We start from the raw sequence: 18888 nt of genomic DNA, 5'->3' as shown, positions 1-18888 counted from the left end.
CCCTTGCAGAAAAGTTGCATGCATGCATATAACTATCCCGTGACTGCCACGGACAAGAAGCCGGCCATGACGGCCGCGGCCTTCGACGCGCTCGTGCGTGAGCGCTACAGTTGCCGGGCCTTTCTCGGCGAACCCGTGCCCGAGGGCGTGATCCGCCAGATCTTCGAGACCGCGCAGCGGACCGCCTCATGGTGCAACGCCCAGTCCTGGAAGGTCGATCTCGTGTCCGGCGCGAAGCTCGGCGAGCTCTCCAGGGCCCTGCTGGCCGACGTGACGTCCGGCTCACCGGGCGGAAGCGACATCCCGCCCCCGCCGGAGTACCAGGGGGAATACCTGGCGCGCCGGCGAGCCGCCGGATTCGCCCTGTACGCGAGCCTGGGCATCTCCCGCGAGGACAGGGCCAGGCGCCGCGAGCAGATGCTGGAGAACTACCGGTTCTTCGGGGCGCCCCACGTGGCCATCGTCAGCAGTCCCGCGTCGCTGGGACCCTACGGCTACATCGACTGCGGCGGCTTCGTCGCGAACGTGCAGAACGCCGCGCAGAGCCACGGGGTGGCGACGATCGCGCAGGCGGCGGTGGTGCTCCGCCCGAAGGCGATCCGGGCGGTGCTGCCGGTGCCGCCGGATCGGCACCTCGTCTGCGCGATCTCCATGGGTTACGCCGACCCGGGTCATCCGGCCAACGGCTTCCGCACCGAGCGGGCGACCTTCGACGAGACCGTCACCCTGCACACCTGAGCCGTGACCGCGGACGATTGGAAGACATCGACATGGCGGGAGACGACGCCACCACGGGCCGGCGCGGCCCACTGGCGGGGTTGCGCGTCCTGGATCTGAGCGCCGGCCTGGCCGGGCCGTACTGCGCCCGGCTGCTCGCGGGATACGGCGCGGACGTCGTCAAGCTGGAACAGCGCGCGACGCCCGACTGGACGCGCGCCTGCCTGCCCTCCGTCCCCATCGGCACGGCGGGCGAGGACGCGGGGGTCACCTACCTCCACGTCAACGCCGGAAAGCGAGGGATCACCCTCGACCTCGGCTCGGCGGCCGGGGTCCGGCTGCTGCACGACCTGATCGACGCGGCGGACGTCGTCGTGGAGTGCCGGCCCGAATCCGAGCGGAACAGGCTCGGCCTGGACCGCGAGTCCTTCGAGGGCCGCCATCCGGGAACGGTCCTCGCGAGCGTCACCGACTTCGGGCCGGAGGGCCCCTACGCGTCCTGGCTCGCCGACGATCTCGTCCACATGGCGCTGTCGGGCTGGATGGCCGTGCAGGGCGAAGCCGGACGGCCGCCGCTCGCCGCCGGCGGCGACTACATCTCCTACCTGACCGGCCAGGTCGCCGCCCTCGGCGTGGTGGCGGCGGTGATGGCCGCCGAGGCGGGAGGGCGCGGCCAGGTCGTCGACGTACGCGCGTTCGAGGTGGCCGTGACCAGCCAGCTCTACGACACCGTCGCCTACTCCTACACCGGCCGCAAGCGGCCCCGGCGGGCGAACACGGCCGGTCAGCCCTGGGTCGTCCTGCCCACCTCGGACGGTCACGTGGCGGCCGCGTCATCGGCGATACGGGCGTGGGACGAACTGTGGAGCATCGTGTTCGGGCCCGGCAGCCTCCCCCCGCGCGCAATGGCCCCCATCGACGACGCCGACCGTGACCGCCATCTGCGCGTACTGAGCGAGCTGATCCGCGGACGGGAGAAGCGCGAGCTGGTCGAACTCTGCCAGACGCTGGGTCACCTCGTCGGTGAGGTCCACACGCTCACCGAAGTGCTGGAGTCGCCCCAACTGACGGCCCGTGCGTTCTTCGACGAACTCGACTACGGGGACAGGACGCTGCGGCACCCGGGCGCCCCTGCTCGGCTGCCCGGCAGCCCTTGGCGGGCGCGGCGCCGTGCCCCCGCGCACGGGGAGCACACCGAGGAGGTCCTGGCGGAGTGGCTCGGGACGCCGCGGCGCCGGGCGCCGGCCGGCGGATCGGAACGCCCCCTCCACGGCATCCGGGTCGTGGACTTCACGATGGGCTGGGCGGGGCCCTTCGCCACCCAGCTCCTGTCCGACCTCGGCGCGGAGGTCGTCAAGGTGGAGTCCGTCACCCGCACCGACTGGTGGCGTACGGCGAGGCGGATCTTCACCGGCGACGCGCCCGACCCCGACTACCTGTGGGAACAGTCCCCTTTGTTCAACTCCGTGAACGAGGGCAAGCTCGGCGTCACGCTGGACCTGGCCCACGAGGAGGGCCGCGCGGTCGCGCTGCGGCTGATCCGGTCCGCCGACCTGGTCGTGGAGAACTTCACACCGCGGGTGATGAGGTCGCTGCGCCTGAGCTTCGACGACCTGCGCGTGGTCAACCCGGATCTCGTCATGGTCTCGATGCCCGGATTCGGCCTGGAGGGGCCCTGGCGCGACTACCGCAGCACCGCCCTGATCACCGAGTCGGCCGCCGGGCTGACCGAGCGCTGCGGGTACCGCGGGGGCGTCCCGCAGGTGATCGCCATGAGCCTCGCCGACTCCAACGCCGGAATCGTCGCCGCGTTCGGCGCGGTGCTGGCCCTGCGGCACCGCCGCGCCACAGGCGCCGGGCAGCATGTCGAGGTCGCGCAGGTGGAGGCCGTGATCGGTCATCTCGGCGCCGAACTGCTCCAGACCCAGCTCGCGGGCCGGTCCCCGGAGCGGCGCGAGAACACCGTTCCCGGAGCGGCGCCGAGCGGGTGCTACCGCGCCGCGGGTGAGGACTCGTGGGTGGTGGTGAGCGTCCGGACGGACGAGCAGTGGCGGGCGCTGGCACGGGTGCTGGGCCTGGCCGTGACGCCCTCCTGGTCCACCGTGCCGGGCCGCCTGGCGGACCGGTCCCGCATCGACGCCGAGGTCGAGGAGTGGACGAGGCGGCGCCCGGCGAAGGAGGCCGCCGGCATCCTCCAGGCGAACGGTGTGCCGGCCGCGCCGGTCGCCGACGCCGCCGAGGTCCTGGCCGATCCGCACCTGGCCTCGACCGGTTTCTTCCACGCCCTCGACCGGCCCCACGTCGGCACGCACCGGTATCCGTCCGCGCCGATGCGCCTGTCGGGGACCCCGCTGCGGCGCCGGTCTCCGGCTCCCACACTGGGCCGGCACAACGATCACGTCCTGCGCGACCTCCTCGGGATGGAGGAATCCGAGATCGTCCGGCTCCGGAAACTGGGGCTGATCGGCGAAGAGCCGCTGGGAACGAAGGACGGACGCGTGGTCGTCCAGTGAAAGGATCAAGGCGATGACCGACGCCGTGCTCACCACCGTTGCCGGTCCGATACTCCAGATCACCCTCAACCGGCCACAGGTGCTCAACGCCGTTGACCGGGAGCTGGCGCTCGGGTTGCACGCCGCCGTCGAGCGGCTGGAGCGAACCCCCTCGCTCATCGTCGGAGTCGTCCACGGGGCGGGACGGGCCTTCTGCGCCGGCAACGACCTGAAGAACTTCGGCCGCGGGCCGGAGTTCAGCCCGATGACGGACCGGGGGTTCGCCGGCATGACGGAGCGGACCCCGGCCAAGGTCACCATCGCCGCCGTCGAGGGGCACGCCGCGGGCGGAGGCTTCGAGATCGCACTCGCCTGTGATCTCATCGTGGCGGGTGAGAGCGCCCGGTTCGCCCTTCCGGAGGTCAAGCGGGGCCTGCTGGCCGGCGGCGGCGGCATCCTGCGGCTGCCGCGGCGGATCCCGCGCGCGGTCGCGGCCGAAGCGCTCTTCACCGGAGAGCCGCTGGACGCTCGGCGGCTGGCCGACCTGGGGCTCGTCTCACGGGTGGTCCCTGACGGTCAGGCGCTCGACGCGGCGATGCGGCTCGCCCGGAAGATCGCCGAGTGCTCGCCCGTCGCGCTGGGCGCGACCAAGCGCATCCTCGACGAGTCCGAGGACTGGCCGGTCGGCGAGTTCTTCGAGCGGCAGCGGCCGATCCTGCACAGCGTCACCCGGTCGGCGGACGCCGCAGAGGGGGCGGCGGCGTTCAACGAACGGCGAGCCCCCGACTGGCCGTCGCTGCGGGAGCCGGCCTGAACCGAGGTCACTCGTGCAAGATTTGATCAATAATTATTGATTTATGACCTCGGCAGACCTAAGGTGATGGCAATTCACGGCCGGGTGCGGCCTGACGAAGAGGTGATCGTGAAATGAACGTTCCCACGTGCCGTGTGCGGCGGGTACGGAAGGCGCGGGCGATGATCGTCGCCGGCGCTCTGCTGCTGGCCGTCGCCGCCTGCGGTGGCGCCGGTCCCGAGGCGGGGAGCGGCCGCACCGGAGGGGGCGTCGATCGTGGCGGCTCCGTGACCGTGCTCGCCGCCGTCGGGGAGATGCCGGGGTTCGACCCGGTGAAACTGGCGAACGTCGGCACGGGGATCGAGCGGGCGGCGATGGTCATGGACACGCTGCTGTATCGCGACGACATCACCGGCGAGGTGCGGCCGAAACTGGCCGAGAGCATGACCAGCGCCGACGGCAGGGTGTGGGTGCTGAAGCTCCGCCGGGGTGTGATGTTCAGCGACGGCACGCCGCTGGACGCCGAAGCGGTGGTGTTCAACGTCAAGCGGCACACCGCGCCCGAGAGCACTTCGGTGGCCAAACCGTTGCTCGCCGATCTGAAGTCGGTCGAGGCGACCGGCGATCTTGAGGTGACGTTCACCCTCAAGGACGTCAACGGGTCCTTCCCGGTGATCTTCACGGCCTCGACCCCGGCGAGCCTGGTGGGTTCCCCGAAGGCGCTGGCGGACCCGGGGAACTTCAACGAGCACCCGGTGGGCGCCGGGGCCTTCGTCCTGCAGTCCTGGACCCGCGACTCGGAGATGGTGTTCGCGAAGAACCCGGAGTACTGGGAGACGGGCAAGCCGTATCTCGACCGCGTCACCTACCAGGTCATGACGGGCACGCAGACCATCACCGACACGATGCTCTCCGGCGCGGCGCACTCGGCTCTCGTCAACGCCGGCGTGTGGCCGCAGTACAAGGGCAACGAGTCCATCAAGCTCTGGCCCCCGCTCGGTGGCGGCGCGGCCGTGGTCCCCAACGGTTCACGGCCCATCGGGGCCGATGAGCGGGTACGCAGGGCGATCTCGCTGGCCTTCGACCCGCAGACCACCAAGAAGGTCATCATGGGCGACACCGACGTCTGGGACGGCAGCCTCGACTGCGTGCCCTTCGCGCCGGGATCGCCGGTCTGTTCCCCCGAGGACACGCCACGGCAGGACCTCGGCCAGGCCAAGGCGCTCATCGCCGAGTTCGTCGCCGACGGCGGCGACCCCGACGTCGAGCTGAAGTACTTCCAATCGCTCACCACGCAGGCGACCTATCTCCAGAGCGAACTGAAGAAGATCGGCCTCAACGTGAAGGTCACCGCCGTGGACGCGGCGACGCTCGCGGAGATCGGGGCCAACGGCGACTATGACCTCATCTGGGGGTCCACGGCCAGCAGCGGATACCCGACCTTCTGGTCCCGGTTCTACTCCAAGGCCACCAACTGGCCGAAGGCCACCTACCCCGAGCTCGACGCCGCCCTGCTCAAGGCCCGCAACTCCCTGACTCTCGACGAGCGCAACGCGGCGTGGCGGGAGGTGCTCAACATCATCCGGGACAAGGCGATCGCCGCGTACGTCCTGCCGTACACCGCGAGCATGGCGACGACGACCAAGCTCCACCTCGACACCGGCGGCTACAAGTACACCGGCAGCACCATGCAGTACTTCGACAGCGCGTGGCTGGAGAAGTGACCGCCGCGCGATCCCCCCGGAGGCCGGGTTGGCCGAGATGAGATTCGACGGGAAGGTCGCCGTGGTGACGGGCGCGGGCCGCGGCATCGGCCGAGCCGAGGCGCTCCTGCTCGCCCGGCGCGGGGCCGCCGTGGTCGTCTGCGACTCCGGCGGGACCGTGGACGGCCGGCCCACCGGCGAGGACCCGGCCGGCGCGACCGCCGACCTGATCCGCTCCTCGGGCGGCACCGCCGTGGCGACACGAGAGTCGGTGGCGACGGAGGCGGGCGCACAGGCGATCGTGGCGGTCGCGCTGGAGAGCTTCGGCCGTCTCGACATTCTCCTCAACAACGCCGGCATCTTCAGCACCGGGGACTTCGAGACTCTGCCGGCCGAGGAGTTCCGGGCCCAGATCGACGTCCACTACTTCGGGTCGCTGTTCATGGCGCGCGCGGCCTGGCCGCATCTCAAGCGGTCGGGGGCGGGCCGGGTGGTGAACACGGTCTCGGCCGCCCTGTGGGGAGTGCCGGGCATGCTGCATTACGGATCGGCGAAGGGCGCGGTGCTCGGACTTACCCGGAACCTGGCGGTGGCCGGACATCCGCTCGGCATCAAGGTGAACGCCCTGGCCCCGGGCGCCGGGACCCGGATGGTGGACCACAACGGCGACTCCCTGCCGCCGGGATTCGCCGAGCACATGAAGGCGTCGATGCCGCCCGGCCTCGTCGCGCCCGTCGCGGCCTATCTCGCGCACGAGTCGTGCGAGATCAGCGGCGAAGTGCTCGCGGCGTCCGGGGGATCGGTCGCGCGCATGGTCGTGGTCAAGACCGCCGGGGTACGCGACCCGGACCTGACGCCCGAGGTCGTCCGCGACCGTATCGGCCAGATCATGGACACCACCGGCGCGGCGGTGCGCGAGCTGATGGCCCGCCCCTCGGTACCCCGCGGAGGGGGGAACGACGATGAGTGACCGGATCCGCACTCTCGACGAGTTCGAGGAGGAGTACCGGCGCGGGCTGGGCAAGCCGCTCCGGCCACGCCCGTGGCGGACGGTGACGACGGAGTGGCTGCAGCGCTTCGCGGACGGCGTCGGCGACTACAACCCGCTCTGGCGCGATCCGGCGTACGCCGCCCGCGGCCGGTATCACGACCTGGTGGCGCCGCCGTCGTTCCTGTTCTCGATCAACTTCGGCGCCAACGCGTCGATGTGGGGCCACATCGAGCCGGCCCGCGTCCCCATGAACAGCCTGACCATCCTGTACGGCGGCGCCACGATCGAGTGGCACGCGCCGATCTGGCTCGGCGACCGTGTCCGGGCCATCGAGACCCCGGTGGGCGTCGAGCGGGCCAAGTTCCGGCAGATCGGTGACGCGCTCGTCTGCACGGGCCGGACCGACTACTACAACCACCGCGCGGAGAAGGTGGCGACGTTGACGAACCGGATGCTCCGGTTCGCCAACCGGGGGACGGGCGTGGAGTCCGGCATCCGCAGCCGGCACTCCCAGGTCGCGCCGGACCCGCTGGTCTGGACGCGCGAGCGCCGGGGCGAGGTGCCTCTCTGGGCCGACGGGGTCCACGTCGGACAGCGGCTTCCGCGCCTGGACAAGGGCACCTATACGCGTACCGAGCTGTATATCTTCACGTACGGCGCACTGGGCACGAAGCGGGCGAGGAAGGTCGACAGCGGCACGATCGACGTGGGGGCCGGCGGGCGGGCGGATCCGGAGTACGCCCGCAAGTCCAGGGCCCAGGCCGGCAGCTTCGACTACGGGCCGCAGCGGATCTGCTGGATGACCCAGATCGTCACCGACTGGATGGGGGATCACGGCGACCTGCGTTCGATCGACGTCCGGCTCCGCCGCCCCAACCTGGTCGGCGACACCAACCATGTGACCGGCGAGGTGGTCGGCACGTACGTCGACGACGCCGGCGGCCATCTGGCCGAGATCAAGATCGAGGTCGTGAACCAGAACGAGGTGGCGACGGCGACCGGCACGGCGGTGGTGCGGTTGCCGCGCCGCGGCGACCCGCTCGGCGACGACATCCTCTTCTCCCCGGAGGCGGATCCGGGGCACGGGCTCTACGGATGACCGTGACCCCCGCTGTGTGACCGGCTCGCCGGCTGATCAGTGCCGGCCGGCGAGCGCGCAGCCCAGCAGGCTCGCCCCCTGAGCGAAGTGCTCTTCCATCAGGCGGCGGGCCCGCGCGCTGTCGCGGGCCGCGATGGCCTCGATGATCGGGGGATGGTCCCGCAACGCGCCTTCCAGCATGCCGGGAACGGATTCGAACAGGTCCTGGCGGACGAACCTGTTGGTGAGCCGCAGGAACCACCTGACCCGGTCTCCGGGCGGCAGCTTGTTGATGTACCGGTGGAAGCCGGTGTTGAGTTCGCCGAGCGCTGCGGACCGCGTGCCGCCGGCGGGTTCGCGGCTGAGCTCCTCGAAACGCCGGTGGATCTCCCGGAGGGTGGCCACGTCTTCCGCGGTCGCCGCCTCCGCGGCCCGTGCCGCGAGGATTCCCGCGAGATGGGCCTGGATCTCGAAGATGTCGTCCAGGTCCTGCTGGAGCAGCGGCGAGGCGCGAAAGCCCCGCCGCGGCTCGGCGACGACGAGTCCTTCGTTGGCGAGGGCGATGAGCGCCTCACGCACCGGCATGATGCTGACGCCCAGCTCCTCGGCCAGTTCCTCCAGGCCGAGTTTCGCTCCACGGGAGTAGGAGCCGCTCAGGATGGCCTGACGCAGGTTCTCGATGATCTCGTCCGACAGCTTGGGGCGGTTGTGCATCCTCTTCAGACGTGCGGAGTCGGTCCCGGCCATGTTCTCCACCTCGGTCCGCTCGGCGCCCCCGGACGAGGACCGGGTGATCGACGCATCACAACATATTTGATCAGACATCATACTCTTGATTTCGGTTACGCCAGTAGGTACGTTGTGGCTCTGATCACATGACGTCGCCCGGCTCCCGTCTGTCCGACGGCCGGTAGGCCGGGAGCCGGATGAGGTCGCGCGGCGGGCACGGCATGGGGCAGGGGCGCCATCGGCGCAACCTTTTGATCATATATAAATTCTGGTTTCACTGAACGGCCCGCACAATCGGGCGGCTTTCCGCTGCCGGTTCGAGGAGCGATGTGATGGCGCGGTTGGGAAAGAGCGTCGCGGTACCGCCTGAAGAATCCGCGAAAGCGCAGCCTCCGGCCCGCCGGCGGCAGCGGGCGCGTCGTCGCCGGCGTGCGCCCGGCTGGCTGGAGTTCATGCTCAAGCGGCTGGCGCACCTGACGCTGGTGCTGGTCGGCGTGACCTTCCTGGTCTCGGTGATGCTGGACTTCCTGCCCGGGGACCCCGCCCGGGCGATCCTCGGCGAGGACGCCTCGGCCGAGCAGGTCGCGCGACTGCGGGCGACGCTGAAGCTGGACGAGCCGGTGTGGGTCCGCTACGCCGACTGGGTCACCGGCGCGTTGCAGGGGGATTTCGGCACCTCCTACCGCACGGCGCAGCCGGTCACCGAGGCGATCCTGCAACGACTGCCCGTGTCGATCCAGCTCATGGTCTTCGTGCAGGTCCTCGCCCTGGTCATGGCGCTCGCCGCGGCCATCTACGGCGTCTACCGGCCCAGAGGGCTGGTGGACCGGGTCAGCACCGGGTGGGCGTTCGCGGCGATCTCGACGCCGCACTTCGTCGTGGGCCTGTTCCTCGTCTTCGTCTTCGCCGTCCACCTCGGCTGGCTCCCGGCGTCGGGCTACCGGCCACTCGGCGACGGGCTCGCCGCCAACCTGCAGAGCATCCTGCTGCCCGCCCTGGCCATGTCGCTCGAACCCGCCGGCGTCTACCAGCGCCTGCTGCGCAACGACATGCAGGTGACCATGCGGGAGGACTTCATCCTCGCGGCCCAGGCCAAGGGCATGTCCTCGGCCAACATCCTGATCCGCCAGGCGCTGCGCCCGTCGTCGTTCTCGCTGGTCACCCTCGCCGGAATCAACACCGCCCGGCTCATCGGCAGCGCGGTCGTGGTCGAGACGCTCTTCGCGATCCCCGGGCTCGGACGTCTGCTCGTGGACTCGATCACGGCGCGCGACTTCGTGACCATCCAGGCCGTCGTGGCGGTCATCGCCGTGGCGTACGTCCTGGTGAACGCGGCCATCGACCTGTTGTACGTCCTACTCGATCCGAGGGTCCGCAGTGAACACTCCTGATGAAAACGCCACCGGCGGGGCGACCGGCACGCTGCGCCCCGCGAGCCCCGCTCCGCGGGCGCCCGGTCCGGCCACGGGGAACCGGCCCGTCCGCCGCCGCCCCTGGGGCATGTGGTTGTCGGCCGCCTGGATCGGCCTGGTCGCGCTGAGCGCCCTGCTGGCGCCGCTGCTGCCGCTTCCGGACCCGACCGTGCCGGACTACGAGCACATCGCGTCCGGGCCGGTCACCGGCCATCTGCTGGGGACCGACCAGCTCGGCCGGGACATGCTCGCCAGGCTGATCCACGGGGCCAGGGCGTCGCTGCAGGTCGGCCTGGTGGCGGTCCTGCTGGGGCTCTCGGCCGGCATGCTGCTCGGCCTTCTGGCCGGTTATCTGCGCGGGTGGGTGGACGCGGTCATCAGCGCGGTCGTCGATCTCGTGCTCGCCTTCCCCGCACTGGTGTTCATCATGGTGCTCGTCGCCGTGCGCGGGGCCACGGCCACCGTGCTCATCATCGGCCTCGGCTCGGTCTTCGTCCCGACCTTCACCCGCCTGGCCCGCGCCAACACGCTGATGTGGTCCAAGCGCGAGTTCGTGCTGGCCTCACGGGTGCTCGGTTCGGGCCGGCTGCGGACCCTGGCCAGGGAGGTCTTCCCCAACGTGCTGCCGAGCGTCCTGGCGTACGCCTTCGTGGTCGTCGCGGTGGTCATGGTCGCCGAGGGCTCGCTCAGCTTCCTCGGCTTCGGCCTGCAGCCGCCGACGCCGAGCTGGGGGAGCATGATCGCCGGCGGCCGCCAGCTCCTGTCGTCGAGCCCGCACATCGTGGCCCTGCCCGCCCTGGTCCTGCTGCTGACGGTGCTGTCCTTCAACGTCATCGGCGACCGGCTGCGGAACAAGACGTCCGGACGGTCGGAGGTGTCGCTGTGAGCGCCAAGCCGACGGGAAACCCCGTGAGCGCGGCCGGCCCCGCACCGGACGCCGCCGCCTCCCCGGCCACGGCGGCCCCGCTGCTGGAGGTCGTCGACCTGTGCACCGGCTTCCACACCCCGCGCGGTCTGGTCCGCGCGGTGGACCACGTCTCGATCGCGGTGCGCCCCGAGGAGACCCTGGGCATCGTCGGCGAGTCCGGCTCGGGCAAGTCGGTGTTCGCCCGCTCGGTGATGGGGCTCATCGCCCCCGGACAGCGGGTCGAGCGGACCGGCCGGATCATGTTCGCCGGCCGCGACCTCGTGCGGTTGCCGCGCAGGGAACTGCGCAAGATGTGGGGCAGCGAGATCGCCATGGTCCTTCAGGACCCGCTGACCTCGCTGAACCCGGTCACCAGGATCGGCCGGCAGATCTCCGAGACGGTCCGGCGGCATCGTCCGGAACTGTCGCGCGGGGAGGCCGAGGCCGCGTCCGTCGAGCTGCTCAGAAGCGTCGGCATACCGGAGCCCGCCAAGCGGATGCACGCCTACCCGCACCAGCTCTCCGGCGGCATGCGGCAGCGGGTGGGGATCGCCATCGCCCTGGCGGGCAATCCGCGGCTGCTGTTCGCCGACGAGCCGACCACCGCGCTCGACGTGACCGTGCAGCACCAGATCCTGGACCTGCTGGGCCGCCAGCAGGCCGAGCGGCACATGGCCATGGTCCTGGTCACCCACGATCTCGGCGTCGTGGCCACCAGGACCGACCGCATCGCCGTCATGTACGCCGGGCGCATCGTGGAGACGGCGCCGACGCGCACCCTGTTCGCGAACGTCATGATGCCCTACACCCGGGCCCTGCTGGACGCGCTGCCCCGGCTGGAGGAGCCCAGCCACACCCGGCTCAACGCGATCCCGGGACACCCGCCCAACCTCGCCGTGCCGATGCCCGGGTGCCGCTTCGCCGATCGGTGCCCCGCGGCGCGGCGCAAGTGCCGGGAGCAGGAACCGCCGCTCGTTCAGGCGGACGATCCCGAGCACAGCTATCGCTGCTGGTATCCCGTCGGCTCACCGGAGTACGAGTCGTCGGCCGCCGCGGGCACGGAGACGACGGAGCGATCAGGGAGCGATCAGGGAGCGATGAGGGAGCGATGAGGGAGCATGGCCATGACGCATGCTGATCAGGACGCGGACCGGCCGCTGCTGCGGGTGGCGGACCTCGTCGTGGAGTATCACACCCGCGCCGGAACGGTGCACGCCGTGTCGGGCGTCTCGTTCGAGCTGGACCGGGGCGAGACGCTCGGGGTGGTGGGGGAGTCCGGGTGCGGGAAGTCCACCATGGCGCGGTCCATCCTGCAGATGCCGCGCCCCCTGTCCGGGACGGTGGAGTTCGACGGCACCGACCTGACCCGGCTCCCCGGATCCTCGCTGCGGCGGTTGCGCCCGGAGCTGCAGATGGTCTTCCAGGACCCGGTCTCCTCGCTCAACCCCCGCCGCAAGATCCGCCAGATCGTGGCCGAGCCGCTGACGATCTGGCGCAGAGGCACCCGGGCCGAGCGCGCCGCGAAGGCGGAGGAGATGCTGCGCGCGGTGGGCCTCGATCCGGCCGACTACGGCGATCGCCATCCGACCGAGCTGTCCGGCGGGCAGTGCCAGCGAGTCGCCATCGCGCGGGCGCTCGTGGCGGGTGCGCGGCTGCTGGTGTGCGACGAGCCGGTGTCCTCGCTCGACGTCTCGCTGCGGGCCACGGTGCTGAACCTGATCGAGGACCTGCGCGAACGGTTCGACCTGGCCGTGCTGTTCATCGCGCACGATCTGGCGGTGGTGAAGAACGTCTCCGACCGGGTCATGGTGATGTATCTCGGCAAGGTGGTCGAGATCGCCGGCGCCGGCGAGCTCTACTCCCGCCCCGCGCATCCGTACACGCTCGCCTTGCTGAACTCGGTGCCCAGGCCCGATCCCGGCGCCCGGCGGCCGGAGGGGGTCGTGGCGGGCGATCCACCCTCACCGGTGGATCCGCCGAGCGGGTGCCGGTTCCGCACACGGTGTGCCATGGCCAACGACGTCTGCGCTCGTGAGGAGCCGCCACTCACCGCGATCCGGCCGGGTCACGCGGTCGCGTGCCATTTCCCGTTGCAGGCCGCGGACCTTTCCCGCCAGCCGGAGGCTTGAATTTGATGTTTGATCAGATATGATGGATCATACCTACGATCGAGCGGGGAGGACTGTGGAGAGCAGTCATGTGCGATCGGATGTCGTGGGCGACGTCGCCCACGTCGTCCTCGATCGGCCCGAGGCGCGCAACGCCGTCTCGCGGGCGGTGCACCACGCGCTCGCCGCGGTTCTGCAGGACCTCCGCAGCCGTGAGGACGTGCGATTCATCGTGATCAAAGGCGCCGGCCGCACGTTCTCCAGCGGAGGCGACCTCGCCGAGCTGAAGGAGGGGCTGCCGGAGAACTACGTCGCCGACTATTGGCGGCGCATGACCGGCACCGTGCTCGCGATGCGCGCGGCCGACCAGATCGTGATCGCGGCGGTCCAGGGGGCCGCGGTCGGAGCCGGCGCCGCACTGGCCCTGGCCGCGGACCTGGTCGTGGCCGAGCGGGACGCCCGGTTCCGCTTCACCTTCGCCCACCTCGGCCTGATGCCCGACGCCGGGACCAGCCTGGTGCTGCCCCGCTTGCTCGGCCCGGCGGTCGCCCGCGACCTGCTGCTCAGCGGCAGGTGGATCGGCGCGGCGGAGGCGCACGAGCGCGGCATGATCGCCCGCCTGGCCGAGCCGGGCGGGATCGACGCCTGTGTGGACGGGCTGCTGGCGGAGCTGCGCCAGTCGCCCGGGGCGACCCTCGCGCTGGTGAAGAACCTGCTCGAAAGCACCTCGATGGCCGAGTTGCCGTCAGTGGTGCGCGCGGAGGGAGTCCAGCAGCAGGCCGCAGCGGCGTCGGGGGAGTATCGGCGCTTCCTGCGGCGCGTGTACGACGGCATCACCTCGGCTCGGGCCCGGACCACCGGGAACGGCTCCTCGCCCGGCCCCCAGTAGCAGACATCATCGACAGGAAGAGGCATCGTGGCGTACACAGGACCGGTTATCGACGCGTTCTTCCACCCGGGATGGGCCGCGACGACCCCCGACACCTTCGGCGACCGGGATTCGTGGCTGCAGGACCCGATGCGCAACCGGGTCATGCGCACCTTCCAGCAGGGTGGCGAGGCGCCGCGGACCGCCGAGGCGGGCATGGAGCAGACCATCGCCGAGATGGACGAGGTCGGCGTGGAGTCGGCGGTGTTCCAGGCGTCGCTCTACTACCACACCGACCGCAAGGGCCTCGACGCCCGGGTGCAGGAGCACTACGACATCATCCAGAAGTACCCCGGCCGCTTCGCGCACGCCGGCACGTTGATCCCGCCTCGCCAGGGCCCGGGGTCGTACTGGGACCTGCTGGAGAACCCGCGCATCCTCGCCGAGCACAAGGAGAGGTACGGCATCCAGGGCGTGCACATCCTGCCCAGCCCGTGGGGCACCCCGCCCAACGACAAGTGGTACTACCCCCTGTACGCCAAGTGCGTCGAGCTGAACCTGTTCGTCTTCTCCTACATCGGCATGCCGGGCCCGCTGTGGCCCACGCTGCCCAACTACCCGCTCCACCTCGACGACGTGTGCCTGGCATTCCCCGACCTGATCGTGGTCGGCCACCACATCGGCGACCCGTGGGCGGGCATGATGACCCACCTCGCGGCCAAGCACCCCAACCTGTACATCTGCACCTCGGCCTGGTCGCCCAAGCGCTACCCCAAGGAGCTGCTGGAGTTCCTGGGCGGCAAGTGGCACGGCCAGCCCGGCGCGGAGAAGGTGATCTTCGGTACGGACTACCCGCTGCTGAACCTGAAGAAGGCCACCACCGACGCGCGCCATCTCGACCTGCCCGAGGACGTCCTGGAGAAGTTCATGTACTCCAACATGAAGGGCATCCTCGACCGCACGGCCATCTGAGAGCGCGCAGGTGTTCCGACCGCGCGCCGCGGACGGCCCCGGGGAGCCCGCGCGGCCCGAGTACTCCAACTGGGGCCGCTGGGGCACCGGCGACGAGGCCGGCGCGGCCAACCTGATCACCCCGGAGAAGGTGCTGCGTGCGCTGCGCCTGCCCGAGCGGGGCCGGGCCGTGCCGCTCGCGCAGGTCATCGGCGACCGCGACGCGCCGTCCACGCGGCACGGCTACGAGCATTTCATGCTGCGTGACGCCGGCGACTACGCTGCCGGCGCCTCCGCGCCGGGCGGCTTCAAGGCCGCCACCGACTACGTGAGCCTGCGGGTGCACGGCGCGACCACGCACCTGGACGCGCTGGGCCACGCCTGGTACGGCGAGCGGCTCTACAACGGCTTCGAGGAGCGGACGGTGCGCAGCTCCGGCATGCGGAGGCTGGGCATCGACAAGGCGCCGCCGATGGTGACCAGGGGAGTCCTGCTCGATCTGGCCGCGGCGGCCGGGATGCCTCACCTGCCGGCCGGGCACGAGATCGGCGCCGCGGAGCTGGAGGCGGCCTTCGGCCGGGCCGGGGTGACGCCGGAACCGGGCGACGCCGTGCTGCTGCGCACCGGCTGGATCAGGATGTGGCGGGCCGACCGCGAGGCGTACCTGGGCGACCGCCCGGGCATCGGGCTGGAGGCGGCCGAGTGGCTGGCCCGCCGGGACGTCGCGCTCGTGGGCGCCGACACCTCCGGCGTGGAGGTCATCCCGTGGGCCCCCGGCACCGTCTGCCCGGTGCACCAGTTCCTGATCCGCGACTGCGGCGTCTACCTGCTGGAGTTCCTCGACCTGGAGGAACTGGCCGAGACGGGCGCGACCGCCTTCCTGTTCCTGGTCGCGCCGCTGCGCATCCGCGGCGGCACAGGAAGCCCCGTGGCACCGGTCGCGGTGCTCTGAAGACGGCCCGACACGAGGAGGACCACATGACCGTCACCGGCACCGACGTCCGGCAGATCGTCGAGACGCTGCGCAGGGCCGGCACCGAGAAGATCGCCGCCCTGGCCGCCCGGGTGGACCGCACCCAGGAGTTCTCCCCCGAGCTGTGGTCCCTGCTGTGCGAGCTGGGCGTGCCCTCGCTGGCGTTCTCCGAGGAGGACGGCGGCATCGGCGGCTCGTACCTGACCTACGTGACGGGCGTGGAGGAGGTGGCCGTCGCGGGCGCCGTCGCCGCGCTCTACCCCGGCCCGACCGTGCAGGTGGCCGGCGCCATCTCCCGCTTCGGCACCGAGGAGCAGAAGAAGCAGTGGGGCCGCGACCTCGTCGCCGGCCGCGCCATGGGCGCCTGGTCCTTCACCGAGCCGCAGACCGGGTCCGACCCCCGCCAGATCACCACCACGGCGGTCCGCGACGGCTCCGGCTGGGTGCTCAACGGCGCCAAGATGTTCACCTCCTTCGCCGCGTACGCCGATGTCGCCCTGGTCTTCGCCCGCACGACGCCCGATCGGCTCGGCGCCTTCCTGGTGCCCACCTCCGAACCCGGCTGGCAGCCCGGCGCGCCGATCAAGATGCTCGCCTTCGGCGGTCAGGGCACCGCCCCGGTCACCCTCCACGACCTCAGGCTCCCGGAGTCGGCGCTGCTGGGGGAGCCGGACCAGGGCTTCGCGATCATGGTGGCCACCGAGGCCGAGGCCAAGGTCCGCGCCGGCGCCATCTGCGTCGGCATCGGCCGGCGCGCCCTTGAGGAGGCGGTGCGGTACGCCAGCGAGCGACTGCACCGCGGCGACCCCATCGGGGCGAAGTTCCCGACGGTGCAGAGCACGCTGGGCGAGATGTCGGCCGCCGTGGACGCGGCGCGGGCGCTCGTCCGCCTCGCCGCCACCGCCGTCGATCGGCGCGACCCCGCGGTGTCCCGGCTGGCGGCCAGCACCCGGATTGTGGCGGCGCGCATGGCCAGGGAGGTCACCGGGCTCGCGCTGGAGGTGTGCGGCGCCTACGGCTGGACCCAGGAGATGGTGCTCGAACGGCTCTACCGCGAGGGCAAGTTCTACGAGGTCGGCCAGGGCGTGATCGAGCTGCAGCGCGTCATCGTCGGCAAGCGCCGGCTGGAGGAGTTCCGCACGACGGGACGGCTCGCCTGATGGGGCATCCGGCCGCCTGAGGATCACATCGACACCACGCGGCCCGTGGCCGCGCGACTGGAAGGTTCCCATGAGATTCGGTCTACTGTTCGAGCTGGGCGGCCCGCCCCACTCCTCCCGTGCCGACGTGAAGAAGATCTACGACAACGCCCTGGAGCAGATCAGGCTGGCCGACGAGATCGGCTTCGACCACGTCTGGGCGGTCGAGCATCACTTCTCCTCCCCGCACTCCTACAGCACCGCCCCGGAGGTCTTCCTCACCGCGGCGGCGGTCATGACCAAGCGCATCCGGGTCGGCCACGGCATCGTGGTGTGCGTCCCGCCGATCAACCACCCCGCCCACATCGCCGAACGCGCCGCGGTGCTCGACATCGTCTCGAACGGCCGGGTGGACATCGGCACCGGGCGCTCCAACACCTGGCTCGAACTCGGCGGCTACGGCGCCGAGCCGCACGACACCAAGCAGTCCTGGGACGAGTACGTCCGCGCCCTGCCGAAGATGTGGGTGGACGAGACGTTCTCCCACCAGGGCCGCTTCTTCTCCATGCCCGAGCGCGCCATCGTGCCCAAGCCGCTGCAGGACCCGCACCCGCCGCTGTGGGTCGCGGTGACCAGCCAGGGCACCGAGTACGACGCCGCCGACCGCGGCCTGGGCGTCTTCGGCCTGAGCATCGGCAACTACGCCGCCCAGGAGGAGAAGATCCGCAACTACCGCAAGCGGATCAGGCAGTGCGAGCCGATCGGTCCCCTGGTCAACGAGCAGGTCCAGATCGTCAACTTCATGCACTGCGGGGTGGACGGCGAGCGGGCCTCCAAGGCCGGCCGCACCATGCTCGACACCTTCAACCACAACACCGCCCACACCGTCGCGGTCAAGGAGGTCTACCCCTCCCCGCTGTACCAGATCGGCGGGTTCCTGCCGACGCTGCGGCAGGAGGCCCTCGGCCCCGGCGACAAGTCCGGCATCCCGGAGGGCCTGGCCATCGGCGACCCCGACCGGATCATCTCGGTGATCAAGCACTGGGAGAACATCGGCGTGGACGGCATGAACTTCGTCATCCAGGCGGCCGAGGTGCTGCCGCACGAGGACGTGATGGAAAGCCTGCGCACCTTCGGCAAGTACGTCATCCCCGCCTTCAAGTCCGCCGAGGAACTCGCCGCCCCCGTCGGCGCCGTCGTGAAGGGACGCTGAGCAGTGACCACCCAGCAAGCGCCGAAGGTGACCGGCGGCGCGGACACGATCAAGGAGATCGCCGAGTACGCCGAGTTCGGCACCCTGGACCCCGGCCTCCTGCTCGACGGGGCCCCGCAGATGCCGCACCTCGACGTCGAGCCCGTCACCTTCGAGCGCGCGGAGATGATCCAGGTCTTCGCCGAGATCCCCATGGGCAGCCTCCAGGGCCTGATCCCGCCCGCTCTCGCCCCCACCAACCCAAGCTTCGTGAGCTGGCGCGGCCTGCACCTGCCCGACACGCCGTGGGGACCGGTGACCATGGCCGAGACCCGCCTGGTCTGCCGCGCGGGATTCCGGCCGAGGGTCTTCCTGGTGGAGGGCTACATCGACAACGCAGAGGCGGCAGCGGAGTTCGCGCGGGGCTGGGGTTTCCGGCTGCGCGTGTGCGACGACGTCAAGCTGCGCCGCTTCCACGACGAGACCCGGCTGGAGGTCGTCGCCGGCGGCACGCGCGCGCTCGCGGTCAGGATGGTGGAGCCCGTGCCGACGAACGGCGGGTCGTTCGGGCTCAACGCCAACATCAACTTCGCGGTGACCCCCGACGGACCCAAGCTGGTGCAGGCCGGCGCCGACTACGTCTTCCACCGCGCCGACCTCGGCCGCCCCCGTATCGACGCCTTCGAGCCCTCCGCATGGGGGCGGGGCGGTGTGGTGCCGGTCTACCCGGTCTCGGCCGTCGCCGGCCAGGCCGACATCACCTTCCGCGAGATCAAGTTCGTGTCCGACCCGGTGCGGCCCGCGCTGTTCGGCACTACCAAGATCCGCTAGGGCG

General features: G+C 71.0%; 17 protein-coding genes. 16 read left to right on the top strand and 1 reads right to left on the bottom strand.

From position 1 onward, the window contains the following. Positions 1-39: 39 nt before the first annotated feature. The 6 genes from HNP84_RS32190 (at position 40) to HNP84_RS32165 (ending at position 7795) form a co-directional block, all read left to right on the top strand. Positions 40-738 (top strand): nitroreductase, encoded by a 699-nt coding sequence (locus HNP84_RS32190; RefSeq protein WP_221337010.1) that lies wholly within the window; start codon positions 40-42, stop codon positions 736-738. 17 nt (positions 739-755) lie between these two features. Beyond that, positions 756-3230 (top strand): CaiB/BaiF CoA transferase family protein, encoded by a 2475-nt coding sequence (locus HNP84_RS32185; RefSeq protein WP_221337009.1) that lies wholly within the window; start codon positions 756-758, stop codon positions 3228-3230. A gap of 13 nt (positions 3231-3243) precedes the next feature. Then, complete coding sequence (locus HNP84_RS32180) at positions 3244-4023, top strand: crotonase/enoyl-CoA hydratase family protein (RefSeq protein WP_185053700.1); 780 nt, start codon at positions 3244-3246, stop codon at positions 4021-4023. A gap of 161 nt (positions 4024-4184) precedes the next feature. Next, a complete protein-coding gene (locus HNP84_RS32175; RefSeq protein WP_185053699.1) occupies positions 4185-5726 on the top strand; it encodes an ABC transporter substrate-binding protein in 1542 nt (513 codons plus the stop codon). A gap of 37 nt (positions 5727-5763) precedes the next feature. Continuing rightward, a complete protein-coding gene (locus HNP84_RS32170; protein ID WP_221337008.1) occupies positions 5764-6675 on the top strand; it encodes an SDR family NAD(P)-dependent oxidoreductase in 912 nt (303 codons plus the stop codon). After that, positions 6668-7795 carry an FAS1-like dehydratase domain-containing protein gene (locus HNP84_RS32165; protein WP_185053697.1) on the top strand — a complete coding sequence of 376 codons (1128 nt, stop codon included), beginning with the start codon at positions 6668-6670 and terminating at the stop codon, positions 7793-7795. Before HNP84_RS32170 ends, HNP84_RS32165 begins: the two co-directional genes overlap by 8 nt. Before the next feature lie 36 nt (positions 7796-7831). On the opposite strand, the gene HNP84_RS32160 is transcribed toward HNP84_RS32165, so the two are convergent. Further along, positions 7832-8521 carry a GntR family transcriptional regulator gene (locus HNP84_RS32160; protein WP_185053696.1) on the bottom strand — a complete coding sequence of 230 codons (690 nt, stop codon included), beginning with the start codon at positions 8519-8521 and terminating at the stop codon, positions 7832-7834. Between the two features lie 434 nt (positions 8522-8955). Here HNP84_RS32160 and HNP84_RS32155 point away from each other — a divergent pair, with 434 nt between their 5' ends. From HNP84_RS32155 to HNP84_RS32110, 10 genes are all read left to right on the top strand, one after another. Next, a complete protein-coding gene (locus HNP84_RS32155; protein ID WP_185053695.1) occupies positions 8956-9894 on the top strand; it encodes an ABC transporter permease in 939 nt (312 codons plus the stop codon). Further along, complete coding sequence (locus HNP84_RS56340) at positions 9881-10801, top strand: ABC transporter permease (protein WP_185053694.1); 921 nt, start codon at positions 9881-9883, stop codon at positions 10799-10801. The genes HNP84_RS32155 and HNP84_RS56340 overlap by 14 nt, the downstream gene beginning before the upstream one ends. Next, positions 10798-11934 (top strand): ABC transporter ATP-binding protein, encoded by a 1137-nt coding sequence (locus tag HNP84_RS32145; RefSeq protein WP_312926248.1) that lies wholly within the window; start codon positions 10798-10800, stop codon positions 11932-11934. Before HNP84_RS56340 ends, HNP84_RS32145 begins: the two co-directional genes overlap by 4 nt. Before the next feature lie 12 nt (positions 11935-11946). Beyond that, complete coding sequence (locus HNP84_RS32140; RefSeq protein ID WP_246518976.1) at positions 11947-12951, top strand: ABC transporter ATP-binding protein; 1005 nt, start codon at positions 11947-11949, stop codon at positions 12949-12951. A 70-nt stretch (positions 12952-13021) separates the two neighbouring features. Then, positions 13022-13819, top strand: a complete 798-nt coding sequence (locus HNP84_RS32135) for an enoyl-CoA hydratase/isomerase family protein (RefSeq protein ID WP_185053692.1) — start codon at positions 13022-13024, stop codon at positions 13817-13819. A 27-nt stretch (positions 13820-13846) separates the two neighbouring features. Further along, positions 13847-14770 carry an amidohydrolase family protein gene (locus HNP84_RS32130; RefSeq protein WP_185053691.1) on the top strand — a complete coding sequence of 308 codons (924 nt, stop codon included), beginning with the start codon at positions 13847-13849 and terminating at the stop codon, positions 14768-14770. 10 nt (positions 14771-14780) lie between these two features. Next, positions 14781-15701 (top strand): cyclase family protein, encoded by a 921-nt coding sequence (locus HNP84_RS32125; protein WP_185053690.1) that lies wholly within the window; start codon positions 14781-14783, stop codon positions 15699-15701. Between the two features lie 26 nt (positions 15702-15727). Next, positions 15728-16882, top strand: coding sequence for an acyl-CoA dehydrogenase family protein (locus HNP84_RS32120; protein WP_185053689.1), 1155 nt, complete (start codon positions 15728-15730; stop codon positions 16880-16882). Positions 16883-16952: 70 nt separating this feature from the next. After that, positions 16953-18074 carry an LLM class flavin-dependent oxidoreductase gene (locus tag HNP84_RS32115; protein WP_185053688.1) on the top strand — a complete coding sequence of 374 codons (1122 nt, stop codon included), beginning with the start codon at positions 16953-16955 and terminating at the stop codon, positions 18072-18074. A 3-nt stretch (positions 18075-18077) separates the two neighbouring features. Then, positions 18078-18884, top strand: coding sequence for a hypothetical protein (locus tag HNP84_RS32110; protein WP_185053687.1), 807 nt, complete (start codon positions 18078-18080; stop codon positions 18882-18884). Positions 18885-18888: the final 4 nt, after the last annotated feature.

The sequence above is a fragment of the Thermocatellispora tengchongensis genome, from assembly GCF_014202315.1.
Lineage (GTDB): Bacteria > Actinomycetota > Actinomycetes > Streptosporangiales > Streptosporangiaceae > Thermocatellispora > Thermocatellispora tengchongensis.
The sequence above is the reverse complement of the archived record's forward strand: the minus strand, read 5'-3'. Positions and strand labels throughout refer to the sequence as shown.